General features: G+C 69.9%; 15 protein-coding genes. 7 read left to right on the top strand and 8 right to left on the bottom strand.

Annotation, left to right across the window (positions count from 1 at the left end; genetic code table 11):
• The first annotated feature begins 114 nt into the window (after positions 1 to 114).
• Both QSK35_RS06075 and QSK35_RS06080 read left to right on the top strand, forming a co-directional pair.
• A complete protein-coding gene (locus QSK35_RS06075) occupies positions 115 to 1,137 on the top strand; it encodes a hypothetical protein (protein WP_285743077.1) in 1,023 nt (340 codons plus the stop codon).
• Between the two features lie 180 nt (positions 1,138 to 1,317).
• Entirely contained in the window at positions 1,318 to 1,461 is a 144-nt protein-coding gene (locus tag QSK35_RS06080; RefSeq protein ID WP_285743078.1) for a hypothetical protein, read from the top strand.
• On the opposite strand, the gene QSK35_RS06085 is transcribed toward QSK35_RS06080, so the two are convergent.
• The 4 genes from QSK35_RS06085 to QSK35_RS06100 are packed head-to-tail and all read right to left on the bottom strand — an operon-like array spanning position 1,449 to position 5,353.
• Complete coding sequence (locus QSK35_RS06085; protein ID WP_285743079.1) at positions 1,449 to 2,519, bottom strand: ABC transporter permease; 1,071 nt, start codon at positions 2,517 to 2,519, stop codon at positions 1,449 to 1,451. The genes QSK35_RS06080 and QSK35_RS06085 overlap by 13 nt on opposite strands.
• On the bottom strand, positions 2,519 to 3,388 hold the full coding sequence (locus QSK35_RS06090; protein WP_285743081.1) for an ABC transporter ATP-binding protein: 870 nt from the start codon (positions 3,386 to 3,388) through the stop codon (positions 2,519 to 2,521). Before QSK35_RS06090 ends, QSK35_RS06085 begins: the two co-directional genes overlap by 1 nt.
• A 43-nt stretch (positions 3,389 to 3,431) precedes the next feature.
• Positions 3,432 to 4,094, bottom strand: a complete 663-nt coding sequence (locus QSK35_RS06095; RefSeq protein ID WP_285743083.1) for a response regulator — start codon at positions 4,092 to 4,094, stop codon at positions 3,432 to 3,434.
• The gene (locus tag QSK35_RS06100) at positions 4,091 to 5,353 is read right to left on the bottom strand and encodes a sensor histidine kinase (protein WP_285743085.1); all 1,263 of its coding nucleotides are present in this window, start codon (positions 5,351 to 5,353) and stop codon (positions 4,091 to 4,093) included. Before QSK35_RS06100 ends, QSK35_RS06095 begins: the two co-directional genes overlap by 4 nt.
• Positions 5,354 to 5,477: 124 nt before the next feature.
• Here QSK35_RS06100 and QSK35_RS06105 point away from each other — a divergent pair, with 124 nt between their 5' ends.
• From QSK35_RS06105 to QSK35_RS06125, 5 genes are all read left to right on the top strand, one after another.
• Positions 5,478 to 7,388 carry a DUF8189 domain-containing protein gene (locus QSK35_RS06105; protein WP_285743086.1) on the top strand — a complete coding sequence of 637 codons (1,911 nt, stop codon included), beginning with the start codon at positions 5,478 to 5,480 and terminating at the stop codon, positions 7,386 to 7,388.
• On the top strand, positions 7,385 to 7,876 hold the full coding sequence (locus QSK35_RS06110) for a hypothetical protein (protein ID WP_285743088.1): 492 nt from the start codon (positions 7,385 to 7,387) through the stop codon (positions 7,874 to 7,876). The genes QSK35_RS06105 and QSK35_RS06110 overlap by 4 nt, the downstream gene beginning before the upstream one ends.
• Before the next feature lie 141 nt (positions 7,877 to 8,017).
• Entirely contained in the window at positions 8,018 to 8,485 is a 468-nt protein-coding gene (locus QSK35_RS06115; protein ID WP_285743090.1) for a CAP domain-containing protein, read from the top strand.
• A 14-nt stretch (positions 8,486 to 8,499) separates the two neighbouring features.
• Positions 8,500 to 9,330 (top strand): hypothetical protein, encoded by an 831-nt coding sequence (locus QSK35_RS06120; protein WP_285743092.1) that lies wholly within the window; start codon positions 8,500 to 8,502, stop codon positions 9,328 to 9,330.
• Positions 9,314 to 9,883: a GNAT family N-acetyltransferase gene (locus QSK35_RS06125; RefSeq protein ID WP_285743094.1), complete on the top strand. Its 570-nt coding sequence runs from the start codon at positions 9,314 to 9,316 to the stop codon at positions 9,881 to 9,883. Before QSK35_RS06120 ends, QSK35_RS06125 begins: the two co-directional genes overlap by 17 nt.
• Here QSK35_RS06125 and dpgD read toward each other — a convergent pair.
• Genes dpgD through QSK35_RS06145 form a run of 4 tightly spaced genes read right to left on the bottom strand, consistent with a single transcriptional unit; the run spans position 9,880 to position 15,808 of the window.
• The gene (dpgD, locus tag QSK35_RS06130) at positions 9,880 to 10,668 is read right to left on the bottom strand and encodes an enoyl-CoA-hydratase DpgD (protein ID WP_285743096.1); all 789 of its coding nucleotides are present in this window, start codon (positions 10,666 to 10,668) and stop codon (positions 9,880 to 9,882) included. The two genes, QSK35_RS06125 and dpgD, sit on opposite strands and share 4 nt — an antisense overlap.
• Complete coding sequence (gene dpgB, locus QSK35_RS06135) at positions 10,665 to 11,330, bottom strand: enoyl-CoA-hydratase DpgB (RefSeq protein WP_285743097.1); 666 nt, start codon at positions 11,328 to 11,330, stop codon at positions 10,665 to 10,667. The genes dpgD and dpgB overlap by 4 nt, the downstream gene beginning before the upstream one ends.
• A gap of 12 nt (positions 11,331 to 11,342) precedes the next feature.
• The gene (dpgA, locus tag QSK35_RS06140; protein WP_285743099.1) at positions 11,343 to 12,401 is read right to left on the bottom strand and encodes a 3,5-dihydroxyphenylacetyl-CoA synthase DpgA; all 1,059 of its coding nucleotides are present in this window, start codon (positions 12,399 to 12,401) and stop codon (positions 11,343 to 11,345) included.
• 14 nt (positions 12,402 to 12,415) lie between these two features.
• Entirely contained in the window at positions 12,416 to 15,808 is a 3,393-nt protein-coding gene (locus QSK35_RS06145; RefSeq protein WP_285743100.1) for a type I polyketide synthase, read from the bottom strand.
• Between the last annotated feature and the right edge of the window lies 1 nt (position 15,809).

Consider the following 15,809-nt stretch of genomic DNA (forward strand, 5'->3'; position numbering starts at 1 on the left):
ATCTCAAAACCGTTGTGGCACATGGTCTTTGGTACCCATTTGCCGCAGCCTCTCTTACGCGTTCCGAGATCGGGCACTCACATTCTCTGCGTTCCCACAGCAGATGGAGTGCCCATGGTTTCGACGCGCGCGACCACCGAACTGCGCGTGCGTGCGTTCGGCGTGCTGACCCCGACCGGGTGCGGCCCGCGACTCACGGTCTCGATCGACACGGTCCAGCTGCACCGCACCCCCGACGGCCGGGTGACCCGGTCGAGACGGCTCGGGCCGATGGACCACGACGACGAGTCCAGCCGCCTGTGCGGACTCGTGCTGCGGGAGGCGGGCGGCCTCGGTGACGAGGTGCGCAACGTCGTCGCGGAGGTGCATGAACGCGAGTACCGCCGGCCCACCGCGACGGTCGTGGCCCGCGTGGACACCATCGCGGGCCCGGTGCTGGTCGGCGCGGCCGGCGGGCCGGACGTGGCGCTGCCGCGGCCCGCGTTGCCGGTGCGGCTGTCCGCCGAACCGGCCGGCTGGCGCGGCCTGCCGGTCGTGCTGCAGCCGGCGGTCGCGGCCGTGATCGTCGCCGCCGCGGCGACGGCGCTCACCACGCCGACCGGCCGGGAGACCGCGCGCCGCCGCGCCGGAAACCGGCTGCTGCCCGACCTGACGCTCGTCGACAAGCCCGCCTCGTGGGGCGTCGACGACCGCGGGCACGACGCGAACTCGCTCACGTTGCTGGACAAGGGAGTTCTGCGCCCACCGGGCGAGATGATCGCGGGCATCCCGCGCGGACGCGCGATGTGGCACCACGACATGCGCGCGTTCGTCACGGAACCGGTGCGGCGGCTGGAGGTTCAGACCGTCGAGCTGCCGCCGCGGGACGCGATCGAGCTCGTCTGGTGCATCGAGGACAGCCGGCCACGCATGGAGGACGGCGAGCTGCGGCTGCGGTGCCTGGCCCGTGATCCGGAGGGCAAATGGTTCTCGACGGTGTTGCGCGGCAAGCCGCTGCTGTTGCTGCGGCACGTGCGCGGCGGGCACGGCCCGGCCCGCTGCGTGTTCGGCGACAGCGAGGTGACCACGCCCGCGCTGGTGTTCGGCCCGACCGCCGACCTGGAGGAATCGGGCCGCGGGTCGCTTGCGGTCCTATGACTTCGCACTCGTCGGCGCCTGCCTGGCGGAGGAGCTGGCGGCCCGCGGCGCCACGGTGATCGTGTTCGACGCGGGCGCCGAACCGGGCCACGCCTCGGCCCGTGCTGCACGGGGTGCGGCACGTCGACGAGTCGACGTTGATCACCGACTTCGGCGTGGTGCGTGTCCGGGGTGCCCGTGATGGGCAAGGTGCCCGGCCGGTCACGTGTCCACGTGTCGGCCGGGCACGCGAGCCACGGTCTGCTGTCCGCCCGCTACACCGGCAAAGCGATGGCCACGGGATTGATCGACAACGAGTGGGACCTGCCGGCTCAATCGGCGTGAGCCCACGCCTTGGCCAGCTTCACCTTGCCGCGCGTCTGCAGCAGCGCGCCGGAGTACACCCGGCTCGCCAGCAGCACGATCACCACGACCGAGCCCGCCAGCACCCCTAGCGACAGCAGCGCTTCCCACACGTGTGCCTGCCCGGCGAACATCCGCACCGGCATCGCGACGGGCGCGGAGAACGGCACGTACGACATGACCGCGAGCGCGGCGGCGTTGTCGAAGAAGGCCTGCACCAGGATGTACGGGCCCATCACGAGGATCATGACGACGCCCATGCTGGAGCCGAGGTCCTCCTGCCTGCTGACGAGCGACCCGGTCACGGCCCAGATCCCGGCGAGCAGGACGAAACCGAGCACCACGAACGGGATGAACCAGCCGAGCGCGGGCTGCACGACGGCGAGCAGCTGGGCCTGTCCGCCCAGCCGCATCGCGATCGGTGTGACCAGCGCGAGGACGACGACCTGGCCGAGGGTGAGCAGCGTGTGGGCGGCGATCTTGCCGGCGAGCAGCGCGCGCACCGGGATCGTCGAGACGAGGATCTCCACGATCCGGGTCTGCTTCTCCGTGACCGTGCTCTGCGCGATCGCCGCGCCGCCCATCGCGAACAGCACGAACACCAGCGCGAACACGGTGATCACGAGCTGCCGTTCACCGGTGCTCACCGCGGCGGCCTCGAGCAGGTCGACCGGTGGCGCGGTGGCCAGCCTGGTGACCACGTCGCGGGGCGGGTCGTACAGCGCGATCACGCGCACGCCGGTCGGGGACGGGTCACGGACGATCGCGGCCTGCACCTCCTCCTTCCGGACGAGATCCTGGGCGGTGGCGAGGTCGCCGACCGTGCGGACGTCCAGGTCCTTGCCCGCCAGCGATGTCGCGACATCGCTGCCGACGGCAGCGACCTTCGGCGGTCCGCTGTCGAGGACCGCGGGGAGCACCGTGATCGCGAACAACCCGATGATCGTGACGGCGTAGCCGATCCAGAATCCCTTGGTACGCACCAGAACGCCGATCTCGCGTTCGGCGACGAGACGCGTCGCGGCGGCGAAACCCGTCATCACACGGCCTCCTTGAAGATCTCGCCCAGCGTCGGGACGAGCGGGGTGAAGCTGCGCACCTCGCCGCGGGCCATCGCGGCCTGCAGCACCCGCTGGTCGCTGTGCCCGTCCCGCAGCTCGAACACCGCGCGCGGGCCGTCCAGGTCGACCACGGCAACGCCGGGATCATCGCGCAACCAGCCCGCATCGGAGCCGACGACCAGCTCGAACCGTGGCGTGCCGAAGTTCCTGCGCAGCTCGTCGCGCGAGCCGCTGGCCGTGATCACACCCCGCGAGATGATCACGACGTCGTCGCACAGCCGTTCCACCAGACCGAGCTGGTGGCTGGAGAACAGCACCGGCGCCCCGTTCGCGGCGCGCTTGCGCAGCACGTCCAGCACGGTCTCGACGGCGATCGGGTCGAGCCCGGAGAACGGCTCGTCGAGCACCAGCACCTCGGGGTCGTGCACCAGCGCCGCGGCGATCTGCACGCGCTGCTGGTTGCCCAGCGACAGCGTCTCGAGCCTGTCGCCCGCCCGCTCGGTCAGCTCCAGCTGTTCCAGCAGCTCGTCGGTGTTGCTCTTCGCCCGGCCCCGGTCCAGGCCGTGCAGCCGGCCGAGCCACGTGATCTGCTCGGCCACCTTCATCTTCGGGTAGAGGCCGCGTTCCTCCGGCATGTAGCCGAAGCTCGGCAGGTCCTCGGACCCGTTCCAGGTCACCGTTCCCCCGTGTGCGGCGAGCACGCCCAGGATGATCCGCATCGTGGTCGTCTTGCCCGCGCCGTTCGCGCCGAGGAAGCCCGTCATCCGCCCCGGCCGGACGTCGAACGACACGTTGTCGAGTACCCAGCGGTCGCCGAAGGTCCGGCTGATCGAACTCACCTTCAACATGACCGGAACGCTATGCCGGGCCCGCGCCCGAGCGCGTCCTGCGTCAGACGTCCTCCGCGCGACGGACCCGGACGATGCCCTGCTCGTACGCGAAGACCACCGCGTGCGTCCGATCGCGCAGGCCGAGCTTGTTGAGCACCCGCGAGACGTGCGTTTTCACCGTCGTCTCCCCCAGGTAGAGCGATCGAGCGATCTCCGCGTTCGACGCGCCGCGCGCCAGCTCGACCAGCACCTCGTACTCGCGGTCGGTCAGCTCGGGCGGCCGCTTGGGTTCGGGCGCAGGCGCGTTGAACCGCTCGATCACCCGCCGGGTGACCTCGGGCGAGAGCAGCGCGTCGCCGCGCGCGACGATGCGGACGGACTCGATCAGCCGCTCCGGTGAGGCGTTCTTCAGCAGGAACCCGCTGGCCCCGGCCCGCAGCGCCTCGAAGAGGTAGTCCTCGCGGTCGAACGTGGTCAGCATGACGATCTTGACGTCGTCGTGTCCGGACAAGATCCGCCGGGTGGCCTCCAGGCCGTCGAGCCGGGGCATCTGGACGTCCATCAGCACGACGTCCGGCCGCAGCTCACGGACCAGCTCGACGGCCTGCTCGCCGTCGCCCGCCTCGCCGACGACCTCGATGCCGGGCTCCGTCCCGAGGATGACCCGGAAGCCGGCACGCACGAGGTCCTGATCATCCGCGAGGAGGACCCGCAGCGGGCTCACGCGTCACCGTCCTTCGTGGGCAGGCTCGCCCGCACCAGATAACCCGCGTCGCGCCGCGGCCCGGCCTCGAACTCGCCGCCGTGCACGGCGACACGTTCCCGCATACCCACCAACCCGAATCCTCGCAGGGATGTGTCAGTGCTGGTTCCTCTTCCGTCGTCGGTGACCTCGATCTCCAGCGCGCTGTCCAGGTACCGCACGCGCACGCCCACCCGTTTCGCCTGGGCGTGCTTCACGACGTTCGTCAGCGCCTCCTGCACCACCCGGTACGCCGAGAGCGCGACACCGGCCGGGACCTGCCGCGGTTCGCCGTAGACGCCGTGCTCGACCTCGAGCCCGGCCGACCGCGCGGAGGCCATGAGCTCGGGGAGCTGTTCGAGGCCGGGCGCGGGCCGGGACTCGGTCTCCTCGGTCCCGGAGCGCAGCACGCCCAGCAGCCCGCGCAGCTCGGTGATCGCGCCGCGGGCGGTGTCCTCGACGGCCTGCAGCGACTCGCTCGCGAGCCGCGGGTCGTGGCCGAGCGTGCGCCGCGCGGCCCCGGCCTGGATGCCCATGACCGACACGTGGTGCGCGACGACGTCGTGCAGGTCGCGCGCGATGCGCATGCGTTCGGCGACGATCGCGCCGCGCGTGTTCTGCTCCTGCGAGAGCCGCAGCTGTTCGGCGCGATGCTCCAGCTCGGCCTGCCTGCGGGCCGAGAGCCACGCCATGTTGCCGAAGAAGTAGGCCGAGACGAAGAAGAGGATGTTCTGGATCAGCCCGTAGAGCACCGACGCGAGCACGGGATCGAGCGGCCCGGCCGCGCCCTCGAACTTGGTCGGCGGCCCGATGAGGAACCGGACGAAGCCGAACCCGAGCCAGGCGAACATGGCGACGATCACGCCGATCCGCGACCAGCGCGCGACCACGCGGTTGCGTTCCCAGGCGCCCGCCGAGAAGAGCGCGAGGAACAACGCGATCGACGGCACGAAGTTGTCCCCGACGTGGCGGGCCTGCGCGGCGATGAACACCGCGGCGACCGACAGCAGCACGACGAGCGGGAACCGGCGCCGCACCGCGAGCGGCAACGTCATAGCGGCTACCCAGACGAGCTGCTCGGGCAGCGACGGCGCGTCGCCGAACATGAACGCGCCCATGCTGTTGACCAGCACCGTCATGCCCAGCGCGCCGGCCGCGACGGCCAGCCCGACCCACAGGTCCTGACGCTGCTGTGCCCTGGTCGGCCGGGGTCGCCGCCACTCACTCCAGACCGGTTCCACGAGCCGGAACCTTACTCGTTGTATACGCATCACCACGGCAATTGGGCTGTCCGAGTGCATCGGTAACGAATCTTGCGGGCGCTCCGACTTCGGAGGGCAACCGCGAGACGTCGGAGGTCGCTCTATGCCCAAGATTCGAAGACGCACGGTCATCGTCGCCGGTGCGACGGCCGCCGCCGGCACCGCGATCGGGCTCGGATCGGGAACCGCTCACGCGGCCGCACCGACGGGCGGCGCGAGCTTCGTGACGATCATCGCCCACAGCGACGACGATCTGCTGTTCATCAACCCGGACATCCAGCCCGCGATCCTCGCGGGCAACCCGGTCCGCACGATCATGCTGACCGCCGACGAGTTCAACGGCACGAGCAACCTGACCCGTGAGCAGCTCTCGGCGCAGCTGCACGACGGGCAGCGCAACGCCTACGCCTTCCTCGCGGGTGTGCCGAGCCAGTGGACCAAGAGCAAGCTCGCGGTGGCGGGCACGGACCTGACCGTCGAGCTGAACACCCTGACCGGCGCACCGCACGTGCAGCTGGTCTACCTCAATCTCCCGGACGGCGGCGACAGCAGGCACGAGGACGCGCTGACCAAGCTGTGGCAGGGCGCGACGTACGTGACGTCGACGATCATCCCGACCGGCTGCCCCGTCAACTTCCTGCAGTACTACAACCAGTCCGATGTGCACAACGTGCTGCTCGGCCTGCTCCGCCAGTTCCAGCCGACGGTCGTCCGCACGCAGGACCCGTTCCCGGACGACGCGCGGTTCGGCGGCTCGTTACCCGAGCACCTCGACCACAAGGCGGCGGCGAAGTTCGCGCAGAAGGCCGTGAAGGCCTACCAAGGCCCGACCGCACGGCCGTACGCGCTGCTCACCCGGTACCGCTGCTACAACACGCAGAAGGCGCCGGCGAACGTGCCGGCCGCGTTGCGCGACCCGAAGACGGCGGCCTACCAGAAGTACAAGGCGAAGGACCCGTTGACGGGCGGGGTGTTCGACTCGAACCTGGCGCGCAACTACGAACGCTGGCCGGTCGCCGCGCCGTGGGTCGTCATGGACGGCGCGGGCACGTTGCACGCGTTCGTCGTCGCCGGCGGCTCGCTGATGCTGTGGACGCAGCCCAACGGTGGCGCGTGGACCGGGCCGGCGAAGGTGCTGACCGGTTCGTTCGCGCCGGGCGCCTCGGTGGCGCGGCGCGGTGACGGCAAGATCCAGGTCGCCGTGCTGGACCTGGACACCGGCGGCGTTCGCACGTCCAACGGCACGTTCACCACGTGGACCAGCGTCGGCAACCCCAATGGCAGCACGCCTGCGTACGGCACGCCGTGCCTCGGCCTGAACGCCGAGGGCCTGCTGGAGCTGTACGTCGTGAACCGGGCGGGCACGTTGAGCAACGCCTACCAGATCGGCAGCGGGTTCAGCGGCTGGGCGACGGTGTCCGGCGGCAACGGCAAGGCGATGACGCCTCCGGCCGCCATGATCGCGCCGAGCGGGCGGCTGCACGTGTTCGCCGACGGCAACGGCAAGGCCTACCACTGGTACCAGAATCCCAACGGCGGCACGGTGTACCAGGCGCTGACCACCGCGGCCGAGTCGACGCACACGCCCGGCTCGTGCGTTGACGCCGCGAACAAGGTGCGTGTGTTCACCAGGGAGCAGAACGACGGCGCCATCGGGACGTTGAGCGAGAACACGCCGAACGGGTCGTGGCAGATCACGCTGACGCACATCGGCGGCCAAGGTGGCACCGGGCCGGTGGTGGCGGTGACGTCCGGCGGCGCGGCGCCGCGCGTGCTCGCGTTCGCGCGCAACAACAACTACGGCGTCAGCATGACGGTGCAGGACGTCAACGGGACGTTCCCGGTGTGGCAGGACCTCGGCGGCTACTGCGAGATCGGGCCGATGGCGGTCCGCGACGCCATGGGACTGGTGCGAGTCCTCATCGTCGGCGGGGACGCCAAGCTCTACGAACGCAGGCAGACGGCTCCCGGCCCGGACGCGGCGTTCACCGACTGGCAGGAGGCGGGGGCATGATCGTCACCGAGCGCGAGGCGGTCCTGGAGGCCGCCTCCTGCACATCGCGATCGCTGGAGCAGTACCTGCGGGCGCTGTGGTGGCTGGGGCGCGCGGAGTCCGACCGCGCGTCCGTCCCGCCGGAGATGTTCTTCTGGATGCTCACCCGCGCGATCACGGCGCCCGTCGCGCCGTTCGACAACGCCTGGCGCACCGCGGATCTCGGAATCACACCGGGGATGAGCGGGTTCGAGCTGTGGGAGCGGGTGATCCTCTCGCAGATCGCGGACCGTCACGATTTCGCCGAGGTACCGGATTTCCTGTTGGCGGACTTCGGGATGGAGGCACCGCGTAACGGTGTTCGCGCGACCGGTCTCGTTTGGTACAACCACACCGTGTGCGACTACCTCGACTGCGCGCTGGCAGGCACATTCGACGGCACGCGGCCGAAATCGTTGTCGTGGAACGAGATGACGGGCTTCTTGATCTGCGGGCAGGAATACGAGTGAGGAGCCTTCAACGCGCCGACAGCATTTCCGCACTCTGTTAGGGAGTTCCCCAGAAAGCGCTCTTCTGCTTGTACGACAACTGTTTCCAGCTCCTACGGTGGGCCCCGTCCGCTGCCACGGGCCACACCCCAGGAGGCTGCATTGTCGTCTCGAACCATCGTGCTCGCCGCTGCTCTGCTCGCCAGTGTCGCGATCCCCGCCACGGCCCAGGCCGCGCCCGACTTCCGCGCCGAGGTCACCACGCTGACCAACGCCGAGCGGGCGAAGGCCGGCTGTGGCGCGCTGTCCCGGCACACCGCGCTGGACGCCGCGTCGCAGGGCCACGCCGAGGACATGGCGAAGAACAACTACTTCAGCCACACCGGCCGGGACGGCAGCAGCCCGTTCGACCGCACCAAGCGCGCCGGCTACCCGAGCAACTCCGCCCAGGGCGAGAACATCGCGGCAGGCTACCGGGACGCGGCCGCCGTGGTGGCGGGCTGGATGAGCTCGCCCGGTCACCGGCGCAACATCCTCAACTGCAAGTACAAGTCGATCGGTGTCGGTTACGCCACGGCCACCAGCGGCCAGTGGCGCACGCTGTGGGTGCAGAACTTCGGCTCCGTCTGATCTATTTTGGGGCCATGCGGCTGCTGACCACAGCACTGACCATGGCACTGCTCGGCGCACCCGCGGCGGACGATCCGCCGCGGGTGCTCTACGTCGGCGACTCGGTGGCGGCGCAGAACGCCTCGGCGCTCGCCGCCGCCCTGCCCGGTTCGTCGTTGCACGACCACACGCTCGGTGGCACGGCTGTGTGCGACTACCTGTCCGGCACCCCGACGTGGCTGCCGTCCTCCGCGAAGTTCGCGCAGTCCATCCGGGACGTCCGGCCGGACCTGGTCGTGTTGCAGTTCTGGGGCAACGAGTACTGGTCGCCGTGCGCGAACCACACGCGCCGCGGCACGACGGAGTTCTACGACCTGTACTTCTGGAACGCCCTGTCCGCGCGCCGCGAGATCGACGAGGCCGCGGACGCCATCGGTATCCCGCGGCCGAAGATGTTGTGGGTGCTGCAGGCTCCGATGCCCGCACCGCAACGGGAGGTGCCGCGCCGGTTGAACGAGATCTACCAGTACGCCGCCTCGGTGTCCGGTGATCGCGTCACCGACGCGGGCGCGACGGTGAGCATGGCCGCCTACCCGTACGACAACCTGCCGAAGGACCGGTACGAGTTCACTCGGTTCCTGCCGTGCGACGAGACCGAACGCAGCGGTGGTCTGTGCACCGATCCGGAGTCGTTCGGTGGTGTCACGCGGCTGCACACCGACACCGACGACATCCACTACTGCCTGGACGGCCGTGATCCGTCACGCACGTGCTCCGGACCGGCGCCCGGCATCGCCCGGTACGTCAAGCGGATCTCGGCGGACGCCCGAGCGTGGTTGGATGAGTCCCATGCCGCTCACCGTTGAGACCGCGCTGCCCTTCGGCTCGATGGCCGCGTCGGACCAGCCGTGCCTCGAGGCGGACGGACTGGTCCTGCGGCCGTGGCGTGCCGACGACGTGCCCGTCGTGCGGGCGGCGTTCGACTGCCCGGACATCCAGCGCTGGCACGTGCGGCGCATGGACACCGACGAGGAAGCCCGGTTGTGGATCGACCGCTGGCAGCGGCGGTGGACCGCCGAGCTGGAGGCCAGCTGGGCGATCGTCTCCGGCCCGGTGGTCGGTCAGATCGGGTTGCGCGAGGTGCAGTTGTTCGACGGGTTCGCCGCGTTGTCGTACTGGGTGCTGCCGGAGCATCGCGGTTCGGGTGTGGCGGCGCGTGCCGTGAACGCGCTGACGCGGTGGGCTTTCGACACGCTGGGGCTGCATCGGTTGTCGTTGGTGCACTCCACTCGGAACTCGTCGTCGTGCCGCATCGCCCAGAAGTCCGGGTTCGCGCTGGAGGGCACGCAGCGTGCGGCGATGCGGCTGGCCGACGGCTGGCACGACCAGCACACGCACGCACGGCTGCGCACCGATTAGCGCCCTTGCCAGCGGGGCGACCGCTTCTCCACGAACGCGCGTGGCCCCTCGACTGCGTCCTCGCTGTGCATCCGCCGTTCCTCCCACAGGTAGCGCGTCGTGAAAGCCCGTTCCAGCGGGAGATCAACGGACGTCAGCGCGGCCTCCTTCACCGCGCGCACCGCCAGCGGTGCACACGCCAGGATGTCCTCGACCCAACCGTCCACACAGGAGTCGAGCTCCTCGGGTGACACGACCTCGTTCAGCAGCCCCAGCTCGTAGGCCCGGGACGCGGGCAACCGCCGGCCGGTCATCAGGTGGCCCATGGCGGTCTTGAGCGGCAGCTGCCGGGCGAGCCGGAACACCCCGCCCGCGCCCGCGATGAGCCCGAGCCGCGCCTCGGGCAGTGCGAACTCGGCGGTGTCCGCGGCGATGACGATGTCGCACGCCAGGGCGAGCTCGAAGCCGCCGCCTAGGGCGAGCCCGTTGACCTTGCCGACGATCGGTTTGGCGAGCGAGAACCGTTCGGTGAGGCGGGGCCAGCCCGCCCGGCCGAGGCTGCCGAACGTGGACGGGGTCGCGACGCCCGCGTTCGTGCGTTCGGCGAGCTCCTTGAGGTCCTGGCCGACGCAGAACGCGCGGCCCTCACCGGTGAGCACGCCGACCCACAGGTCGTCGTCGGACTCGAAGTCGTCCCAGATGACCGCGAGCTCCTCGTGGGTGGCGAGGTTCATGGCGTTGAGCACGTCGGGGCGGTTCAGGGTCACGTAGGCGACGTGGCCGCGCTTCTCGTACTTGACGTTCATGAGGCGCACCGGCGCAGTTCCCGGTCGCACGCGGCGAGGTGGGTGCCCAGTGACTCCTCGAACGGCGTGGTGACGGCCTCCAGCAGCAGCCGCCTGCGGATCGCCAGCTCGGAGCCCTCGCGGCCGCGCACCAGTTTGCTCAGTGCGGCGACGCGTTCCACCGGCTCGTTCACCACCTCGTCCACGAGGCCGAGCTCGGCGGCCCGCGCGGGGTCGACGTCGCCGGCGAACAGCACGAGCTGGCGGGCTCGGGTCAGGCCGATCTGGTTGGCGAGGCGGTGCAGCACCATGCCCGGCCACCAGTCGCGGCCGCCCGCGGCGGGGCTGAGGCGTGACTCCGGGGTCATCAGGCGGAAGTCGGTGGCCAGCAACACTTCCAGCGCCGGTCCGGTGCAGACGCCCTCGACGACGGCGAACGTGGCCGCGCCCAGGCGTTCGACGCGGCGCAGGGCCTGTTCCCATTTGTTGATGACGTGCACGCCGACCTCGCCGGGCCAGTCTCGTGCGCCTGTCGAGGTGTTGGCCACGTGCAGCAGGAGGTGCGCGTCACCGCCCGCGTCCTCGACGCGGTCGCAGGCGATGGTGACGGCGGTGACCAGGTCGGCCGACAGCGGCAGGGCGTCGTCGATCCGCACGTGCACGCGGGTCGGGTCGTTCTCCATCCTCAACACCTTTCAGTACCGGACCAGTGCGGTCTCGATCGTGGAACCCGGTCCCATCGTCATGAACACGCCGTAGTCGCCGGGGCTGACGACGTTCTCGTCCAGCAGCCGCCCGAAGGAGAACAGGAACGAGCCGCTGGAGAGATTTCCGTGGTCGCGCAGCACGCTCATCGTGTGCCGCACGTCGTGCTTGGTGAGGCCGAGGTTCACGCTCACCGAGTCGATGACCTTCTTGCCGCCGGAATGGATGATCCAGTGCGCGACGTCGCTGCGCCGCACACCCGTGCCCGCCAGCAGTTCGCCGATGACGGTCTCGGCGTTGGCGCCGACGACGTACGGGACGTCGCGGTCGAGATAGAAGCTGAACTTACCGGCCTCGTCGTCCCAGTCGTAGCGCATCGCCTCGAGCGCCTCGGGGATGATGCGGCTGGAGAACTTCAGCAGCTCCGGCCCCTCCCCCTCCTCGCCGGCGCGCAACGCGACCGCCGCGGCGCCGTCGCCGAACAGGCTGTTGACGATCGCGGTGCGCATGGTGCCGTCGAAAACGTAGGCGGCGGAACACACTTCGACGCACACCATCACGGCCAGCTCGCCGGGGTGAGCGGCGGCCCAGGTGGCGGTGGCGGTCAGCCCGTTGAGCCCGGCGTTGCAGCCCATGCCGACCACGTCGAGCCTGCTCGTCGACTGCGCGAGGCCCAGATCCTTGATGATGCGGGCACTGATTCCGGGCGTGAGGAAACCGGTTGTCGTGACGCAGCACAGGTATTTGACGTCCGACAGGTCGGCGCCGGTCTCCTTGAGACACGCCTGGACCGCGCGTGAACCCATGTCGACGGCGTTTCTTGTGTGCTTCCGCAGGAGCTCGCCCTGCGTCTCGGTCTGGGGCACCCCGTCCGGGCCGCGCGGCGGCAGGGTCAGGTTGCGGCGTTCGATCGCGCTGTTGCGGAACACCGCGCGGATGCGCTCGTCGGAGATCGAGAAGATGTCGAGCAGCTCCTCCTGGGTGTAGGAGTCCTCGGTGACGGCCGTGCCGTTGCCGATGATCTTCGGTCGGGTGGTGGTCAGCATCATCTCGTCAACACCTCTCATCCGAGCCAGTCGTGCACGACGCTCGCGGTGTGCTCGTTCATCATCGTGAAGTGGTCGCCGGGCACGTCGATCACGTCGTGCGCGTACTCCCACGCCGCCCGCCAGCCGTCGACCGGCGCGCCCAGCGGTTCGGTCGCGCGCACCAGCAACGTCCTGGCGCGCACCGGTTCCGGCCGATGGTTCGCGTACAGCTCGCCGTACGCGGCCATCGCGGTGAGCCGGTGGTCGTCGATCGGACCGGTCAGCTTTGTTCGCAGGTCGTCGTGCCAGGCCCTGATGGTCGGCTCGCTCAAGACGTCCAGCAGCACCAACGCCTCCGGGAACACTCCCCTGGCCTCCAGGTGCCGCGTCAGCGCGTGCGCCACCACGCCACCGGCCGAGTGTCCTATCAGGACTGTTCCCTTGGTGATCAGTTCGGCCTGTTTTTCGATGAGTGCCTCGAGGCTTTCCGGCAGCGGCTCGCCGGGTTTGAACCCGGGCTGCCCGAAGGCGCTGACCGCCCTGCCGTTCTTCGTGAACGGCAGGAATTCGTGCGGTCCCGCGGTCGCCACGAGCCCGCCGCAGCCGATCAACGCCGGGCCTCGTCCTTCGGCGAGCTTGACGAGCTCGATGCCCTGGTTCTTGCGGGGACGCAGCCGGGCGGCTTCCTTGAGCAGGGTGGTGATGTCGGTTCCGCTCCGGAACAGCTCGCTGATCAGGCTCGCCGGTACGGCTTTTTCGAGGTGCTCGGCCAGGTCGGCGGGCGTGGGGTGGTCGTAGATCAGCGTGGTGGGCAGCTCGCGGCCGATCGCGGTCTGCAGTGCGCGGCGGAACCGGGCGGTGGTGAGCGAGTCGAAGCCGAGTTCGAGGAACTTGCGATCGGGGTCGATCTCGGTGTGCCCGAGGACCTTCTTCGCGATGCTCTTGATCGTGCCGAGAATGCTCTCGTCTTCTGTCGGCTCGTGGATTTGGATTGGTGTGTCCGGCCAGAACCTTTTGTGCTGGAACGGGTAGGTCGGCAGGTCGATCCGCTGTCCGCCCCGGTACTCGTCCGGTTTGCCGCCGGTGGCCAGCAGGGTCGCGCGGGCGCGGGCCGGGTCGGTGCTGTCGATGAAGACGGCGTGCGGGTCGGTCACGCAGTCGGCGGCGAGTGCGGTGAGCTCGGTGCCCGGCCCGATCTCGACGAACCTGCTCACGCCGGTGAGCTTCCTGATGCCGTCGTAGAAGCGGACGGGTTCGACGATCTGCCGCACCCAGTACTCGTCGCAGTTCGTGGCACAGCGGAAGTCGTCGAGCATCGGCTGCATCAGCGGTGAGTGGAATGCGTGACTCACGTTCAACCGCTTGGCGCGCATGCCTTTGACGAGCTCTTCGAGCTCCTTCTCGTCGCCGCTCAGCACCAGCGAGGCTGGCCCGTTGATCGCCGCGATGCTGACGTTGTCCGGCAGCGGCGGCAAGTCGTTCTCCTTGGCACGCACCGCGTACATCGCGCCGCCGCGCGGGAGGTTCTGCATCAGCCTCGCGCGGGCGTTGATGATCGTGCATGCCTCGTCGAGGTTCAGGGTTCCCGCGACGTGTGCGGCCGCGATCTCGCCGACGGAGTGGCCGAGCACGCGGTCGGGTTTGACGCCCCATTCTTCGTACAGCCGCACGAGCGCGACCTGGAACGCGAAGAGCGCCGGCTGCGCGTGGCCGGTCTGGTCGACGGGCAGGTCCGGGATCTCCAGCTTGCTTGTGACCTCGTCCCACGCTTCGGCGAACACGGGGTACTTCTCGCACAGCTCCCGCCCCATGCCGGGCCTCTGCGTGCCCTGGCCGGAGAACAGGAACGCCGTCCCGCCCTCGACCGCGACACCTTCGGCGAGCACCTCTCCGTCCACCAGGACCGCACGGTGCGGGAGGAGCGCCCGCGTGGTGGCCAACGAGAACCCGACGTCGAGGGGCGTGGCCTCCACGGCCTTCACCCGCTCCACCAGCACCCGCAACGCCCCGGCCGACTTGGCCGACACCACCAGCGGAACCGAGTTATCCACAGATCGCCCAGCGGCCGCCCGAGCCCCCTCCAAACTCGATACGCTGGAAAACGGGGGGATCCCCGTCGCGGCGGCTTCCAAGATCACGTGCGCGTTGGTGCCGCTGACCCCGAACGCGGAGACGGCCGCCCGGCGCGGGCGGTCGACCGCCGGCCAGGGGCGCGCGGAGGTCAGCAAGGAGACCGCGCCGCTCGCCCAGTCGACCTCGGGCGTCGGCCGGTCGACGTGCAGGGTCTGCGGCAGCAGTCCGTGCTGCATGGCGTGCACCATCTTGATCACGCCGCCGGCCCCGGACGCGGCCTGCGCGTGCCCCATGTTGGACTTCAAAGACCCCAGCCACACCGGAGCAGATCGCTGCCCGTAGGTGGCCAGCAACGCACGCGCCTCGATCGGGTCGCCCAACCGAGTCCCGGTACCGTGCGCCTCAACGGCATCGATGTCCGAAGTAGACAGGCCAGCCGAAGCCAGCGCGGCACGGATCACCCGTTCCTGCGCGCGGCCGCTCGGTGCGGTGAGCCCGTTGGACGCGCCGTCCTGGTTGATCGCCGAACCACGGACCACGGCGAGCACGCGGTGCCCGTTGCGTTCGGCGTCGGAAAGCCGTTCGAGCAGCAACACGCCGACACCTTCGGCCCAGCCCGTGCCATCAGCCGTCGATGAGAACGACTTGCACCGGCCGTCCGCCGCCATCCCGCCCTGGCTGGTGAACTCGAGGAAGATGCCGGGCGTCGCCATCACGGTCACGCCACCGGCGACGGCGAGCGAGCAGTCACCGCGCCGCAAAGCCCCCGCGGCGAGGTGCAGTGCGACGAGCGAACCGGAGCACGCGGTGTCCACGGTCACCGCGGGCCCTTCGAGGCCGAGCGAGTAGGCGACGCGTCCGGACACGACGCTGACGACGTTGCCGGTCGCGATGTGCCCGTCGAGCTGTGCCCGCAACGGCGGCAGCAACGACAGGTACTCCTGCGAGTTGGTCGCCGCGAAGACACCGGTCCGGCTGCCGCGCACCGAAAGCGGGTCGATTCCCGCGCGTTCGAACAGCTCCCAGGAGACCTCCAAGAACAGCCGCTGTTGCGGGTCCATCGCGAGCGCTTCCCGTGGCGAGATGCCGAAGAACTCCGCGTCGAACCCGGCGACGTCGTCGAGGAACCCGCCCGGCCACGCGCGTTCCCAGCGGTCCGACGGTGCCACCACGTCCCGGCCCGAGCGTGCGATCTCCCACAGGTCCCCGGGCGATCGCACGCCGCCGGGGTAACGGCAGCTCATGCCGATGATCGCGATCGGCTCCGACTCGATCTCGGCGAGCCGGCGCTTGGTCTTGCGCAGGTCGGCCATGACGAGCTTCAGGTTGTCCAGCAGCTGTTTCGTGTCGGCCATG

The organism is Lentzea sp. NBRC 105346, from assembly GCF_030269605.1.
Classification (GTDB): domain Bacteria; phylum Actinomycetota; class Actinomycetes; order Mycobacteriales; family Pseudonocardiaceae; genus Lentzea.

Bases quoted from the DNA above. Each gene is read 5' to 3' on its own strand.
- QSK35_RS06075 (WP_285743077.1), top strand. From the start codon at position 115: ATGGTTTCGACGCGCGCGACCACCGAACTGCGCGTGCGTGCGTTCGGC.
- QSK35_RS06080 (WP_285743078.1), top strand. From the start codon at position 1,318: ATGGGCAAGGTGCCCGGCCGGTCACGTGTCCACGTGTCGGCCGGGCAC.
- QSK35_RS06085 (WP_285743079.1), bottom strand. From the start codon at position 2,519: ATGACGGGTTTCGCCGCCGCGACGCGTCTCGTCGCCGAACGCGAGATC.
- QSK35_RS06090 (WP_285743081.1), bottom strand. From the start codon at position 3,388: ATGTTGAAGGTGAGTTCGATCAGCCGGACCTTCGGCGACCGCTGGGTA.
- QSK35_RS06105 (WP_285743086.1), top strand. From the start codon at position 5,478: ATGCCCAAGATTCGAAGACGCACGGTCATCGTCGCCGGTGCGACGGCC.
- QSK35_RS06110 (WP_285743088.1), top strand. From the start codon at position 7,385: ATGATCGTCACCGAGCGCGAGGCGGTCCTGGAGGCCGCCTCCTGCACA.
- QSK35_RS06120 (WP_285743092.1), top strand. From the start codon at position 8,500: ATGCGGCTGCTGACCACAGCACTGACCATGGCACTGCTCGGCGCACCC.
- QSK35_RS06125 (WP_285743094.1), top strand. From the start codon at position 9,314: ATGCCGCTCACCGTTGAGACCGCGCTGCCCTTCGGCTCGATGGCCGCG.
- dpgD (WP_285743096.1), bottom strand. From the start codon at position 10,668: ATGAACGTCAAGTACGAGAAGCGCGGCCACGTCGCCTACGTGACCCTG.
- dpgB (WP_285743097.1), bottom strand. From the start codon at position 11,330: ATGGAGAACGACCCGACCCGCGTGCACGTGCGGATCGACGACGCCCTG.
- dpgA (WP_285743099.1), bottom strand. From the start codon at position 12,401: ATGATGCTGACCACCACCCGACCGAAGATCATCGGCAACGGCACGGCC.
- QSK35_RS06145 (WP_285743100.1), bottom strand. From the start codon at position 15,808: ATGGCCGACACGAAACAGCTGCTGGACAACCTGAAGCTCGTCATGGCC.